We start from the raw sequence: 3806 nt of genomic DNA, 5'->3' as shown, positions 1-3806 counted from the left end.
GTGTACGGCAACGCCTACGCCGGTGAGAAGGACCGCAATGTCGACGCGCTGCTGCAGTGGAAGCTGAGCGAGGCACAGGAGGTGTCGCTGGAAGCTGGCCACGGCGTGCAGCAGGCCTTCATCGCCCAGGCGCTGGAAAAGCAGGACGAGGGCGCATGGGGTGCCAGTGAGCTCAAGCGCAGTTCGCTGGCGCTGAACCACGACGGCAAGTGGGAGTTCGGCACCTCCAAGCTCAGCGCGTACTGGACCGAGTACAAGAACGACATCGGCGCCACCGGTCGCTCCGAGGCAACCGATACGATCATCGAAGGCAGCCTGAGCACGCCCTTCACCCTGGGCGTGGACCACCAGTTCGCGGTGGGCGGCCAGTGGAAGCGGCAGGAGCTGACCAACACCGACACCATCGGCCAGGCACCAATTGACTACGCCGGCAACCCGGTGGTCGGCTCCAGCCTGGAAGTGGACACCTGGGCGCTGTTCGTCGAAGACGAGCTGAAGCTGCACCGCACCCTGGCACTGACCCTGGGCGCGCGCCTGGACCACCATGAACAGTTCGGCAGCCATGTCAGTCCGCGTGCTTACCTGGTCTGGCACCCGAGCGAGCAGTGGACGATCCGTGGCGGCGTGTCCAAGGGGTTCCGCGCGCCGAGCCTGACCGAGAATTCGCCCAGCGCGGCGACCCAGTCCGGCGGACGCGGCTGCACCTCGCTGTATCCGCTCGGCTACGTGCGTGGCGGCTGCTACATGGCCGGTAATCCGGACCTGGACCCGGAAACCAGCACCAACCGCGAGATCGGCGTCAGCTTCGACAACGATCTGGTCGACGCCGGCCTGACCTACTTCCATACCGACTTCAGGAACAAGATCGAGTATGAAGCGCTGGGCTTCTTCAACGGCTACTGGTGGACGCGCATGAGCAACGTGCAGCGCGCGCGCACCAGCGGCATGGAAGGCAACCTCAACTTCCGCTTCGGCGATCACTGGCGCTGGCGCACGTCGGCGACCTGGATGAAGGAAGCCAAGAACCTGACCACTGGCCGCAACCTGATCGACACCCCGGAGTTCTCAGGCTATTCGTCGTTGGACTGGACGCCGAACACGGTGTTCTCCAGCAGCCTGTCGGCGCAGTACACCGGCAAGCAGACCGGCGTGGTCAGCACCTTCCTGAAGGCCTACACGCTGTATGACCTGACCGCGGCCTGGAACGTCAACGATGTACTGACCCTGCGTGGCGGCGTCAGCAACCTGGCCGACAAGAAGCTGTACGCCGACGGCGCCACCGACTACTTCGTCGCCGGCCGCAGCTACTTCCTCAGCATGACCGCGCGCTTCTGATGCGCACTGCGATCGCGCTGGCAGCAGGCCAGCGCGATCGTGGCGGCTTTTTCCAGGCTCAGTCGTTTTCCAGTACAGCCGTTGCAGCGTCGCGGCTGGCCGCGATGCGTGCACGGTCCATCGCCACCGCCAGTTGCTGGCGGGCGAGCAGTTGTTGTGCCTGCACCACTTCGGGTGTCGGCAGGAGCACCGGTCCGGGTGCGTTTTCCGGTGTAGCTGGTGTGGTCATGCAACCTCCATGGACATACCGCTGCTACCCGTGAACAACCGGGGTGGCAGCGGAACTGCGCACCCTATCCTAAAAACAAGGCGGATGGGTGACGGTGCGGCGCCGGGACGCAAGCCCTTTGCCGTAGGAACGTCACATTTTTGACGCTCCAAGCTGGTTTGCTGAATGTGACTCACTTATCATGAAAACGTTTTCCTAACAGGGAAGTCCCTATAAATGAACACCGTTGACCTGACCCGCTTCAGCCCGAAGTGGCAGTTCCGCTTCAACTTCTTCCAGCAGCACGGCGCTCCCAAGGAGCCCGGCTTCAAGCAGGCCTGGAAGGCGCTGTCCTTCGGCGACCGCCTGAAGATCAACCTGAACTTCTTCGCCTTCTTCTTCGGCGCGATCTATCTGTTCATCCTGGGCATGTGGCGCAAGGCGCTGGTGGTGATCGGCATCAACATCGTGCTGATCGCGGTCAGCCTGGTGCTGCCGGACATCGTGGCCCGCGCACTGTTCATCGCAATGAACTTCCTGGTCGCCTCGAGCACCAACTACAGCTACTACCTGGAACAGGTGAAGGGCAACACCAGCTGGAACCCCTTCGAAGGCATGTTCTAAGCCCAGCGCACCACGTACGCAGTGGCACATCGACGCCCGGCCTTGGCCGGGCGTCGTCGTTCATGCCCCGGCTCAGGCGGCGCGCAACGCGGCAGCCGGTCGGGTGTCGGCCTGCAGGCGGAAGCGGGACACCGCCACCGCCAGCTGCTCGGCCTGTTCTTCCATCGCCCGCGCCGCAGCGGTGGCTTCTTCCACCAGCGCAGCATTCTGCTGGGTGGTCTCGTCCATCTGCACCACGGTCTGGTTGACCTGCTCGATACCGGCCGACTGCTCGCGCGAGGCGGCCGAAATCTCGGCCATGATCTCGTTGACCCGGCCGACCTGGCCGACGATCTCCTGCATCGTGCGGCCCGCACCGTGCACCAGCTGCGCGCCGGCGCCGACATGGCCGACCGAGGCGTCGATCAGCTCCTTGATCTCCTTGGCCGCGCCCGCCGAGCGCTGTGCCAGCGCGCGCACTTCGCTGGCGACCACCGCAAAGCCACGGCCCTGTTCACCGGCGCGCGCCGCTTCCACCGCCGCGTTCAAGGCCAGGATGTTGGTCTGGAAAGCGATGCCATCGATCACCGAGATGATCTCGGCAATGCGCTGCGAAGAGGTCTCGATCTGCTCCATGGTCTGCACCACCTGGCTGACCACCTGCCCGCCTTCGCTGGCAACGCCTGCGGCCGAGGCCGCCAGCTTGTTGGCCTGAAGGGCATGATCGGCGTTCTGGCGCACGGTGGAGGTCAGTTCCTCCATCGACGCGGCGGTCTCTTCCAGGTTGGCCGCCTGCTGCTCGGTACGGCGTGACAGGTCGCTGTTGCCCGACGCGATCTCGCCTGCGGCCAGGCGGATGCTGGATGCAGACTGCTGGATCTGGCCGACGATCTGGGTCAACTGCTGCACGGTGCTGTTGGCATCGTCGCGCATCACCGCGAACACGCCGTGGAAGTCACCCTCCATCCGTGTACTCAGGTCACCGGCGGCGATGGCGCGCAGCAGCGTCGACAGCGCAGCCAGGTTCTGGTCGCTGACCTGCATCATGGTGTTGAGCGTTTCCACCATGCGGCGGAAGTCATGCTCGAAGCGCTGGGCATCGCCACGCACCGCGAAATCGCCTGCCGCCGCCGCAGCGGCCAGCTGCTGGATCTGTTCGTTGATCGCCGCCAGGTTGGTCTTGGTGGTTGCCATGGCAGCGGTGAAAACCGCCTTTTCGCCCGGCAGTGCGTCCATGTCCACGCTCAGGTCGCCCACCGCGTAGCGCTGCATCACCTCGACCAGGCGCTGGGTGACCGTATTGCTGTCGGCCACCAGCTGGTTGCTGTCGGCCACCATGCGGCCATATTCGCCCGGGAACACCGAGGCATCCATGCGGTAGCTGATTTCACCGGCATCATGGCGGCGCGCCATCTCCGCCTGTGCGGCCATCACCGCCTGCAGCTGGCCACGCATGCCCTGCATGGCGTCCAGCAGGCGGCCGACTTCATCGTTGCCCAGCGCCGGCATGGCAGTATCCAGCTTGCCCGCAGCCACGTCGCCGGCGATACGCACCGCCTGCGCCAGCGGTCGCACGGCCAGGCGCTGCAGCAGCAGGTAGACACCGCCACTAAGTACCAGCGCAGCCACCACACCCACCAGCAGGATGATCCACAGTAGC

The 3806-nt window shown here is 64.9% G+C and carries 4 protein-coding genes; 2 read left to right on the top strand and 2 right to left on the bottom strand.

All coding sequences use genetic code 11. The features are described 5' to 3' along the window. The coding region (locus tag AB4Y84_RS15785) for a TonB-dependent receptor domain-containing protein (RefSeq protein ID WP_442250413.1) at nucleotides 1-1335 on the top strand (1335 nt) is incomplete at its 5' end. A 58-nt stretch (nucleotides 1336-1393) separates the two neighbouring features. Here AB4Y84_RS15785 and AB4Y84_RS15780 read toward each other — a convergent pair. After that, nucleotides 1394-1564 (bottom strand): hypothetical protein, encoded by a 171-nt coding sequence (locus tag AB4Y84_RS15780; protein ID WP_165933884.1) that lies wholly within the window; start codon nucleotides 1562-1564, stop codon nucleotides 1394-1396. A 216-nt stretch (nucleotides 1565-1780) separates the two neighbouring features. Between AB4Y84_RS15780 and AB4Y84_RS15775 the strand changes: the two genes are divergently transcribed. Beyond that, on the top strand, nucleotides 1781-2167 hold the full coding sequence (locus AB4Y84_RS15775) for a DUF2628 domain-containing protein (protein WP_025879013.1): 387 nt from the start codon (nucleotides 1781-1783) through the stop codon (nucleotides 2165-2167). 72 nt (nucleotides 2168-2239) lie between these two features. Here AB4Y84_RS15775 and AB4Y84_RS15770 read toward each other — a convergent pair. Then, nucleotides 2240-3806 (bottom strand): methyl-accepting chemotaxis protein (locus AB4Y84_RS15770; protein ID WP_442250412.1); only part of this gene is annotated, 1567 nt, incomplete at its 5' end.

Origin of the sequence: Stenotrophomonas sp. 2YAF22 (assembly GCF_052114665.1) — a bacterium.
Taxonomy (GTDB): Bacteria; Pseudomonadota; Gammaproteobacteria; order Xanthomonadales; family Xanthomonadaceae; genus Stenotrophomonas; species Stenotrophomonas indicatrix.
This window is presented reverse-complemented; position numbering and strand designations above follow the sequence as displayed.

What these genes read in the sequence shown, in the direction of transcription:
- AB4Y84_RS15780 (WP_165933884.1), bottom strand. Translation starts at nt 1,564, where the DNA reads ATGACCACACCAGCTACACCGGAAAACGCACCCGGACCGGTGCTCCTG.
- AB4Y84_RS15775 (WP_025879013.1), top strand. Translation starts at nt 1,781, where the DNA reads ATGAACACCGTTGACCTGACCCGCTTCAGCCCGAAGTGGCAGTTCCGC.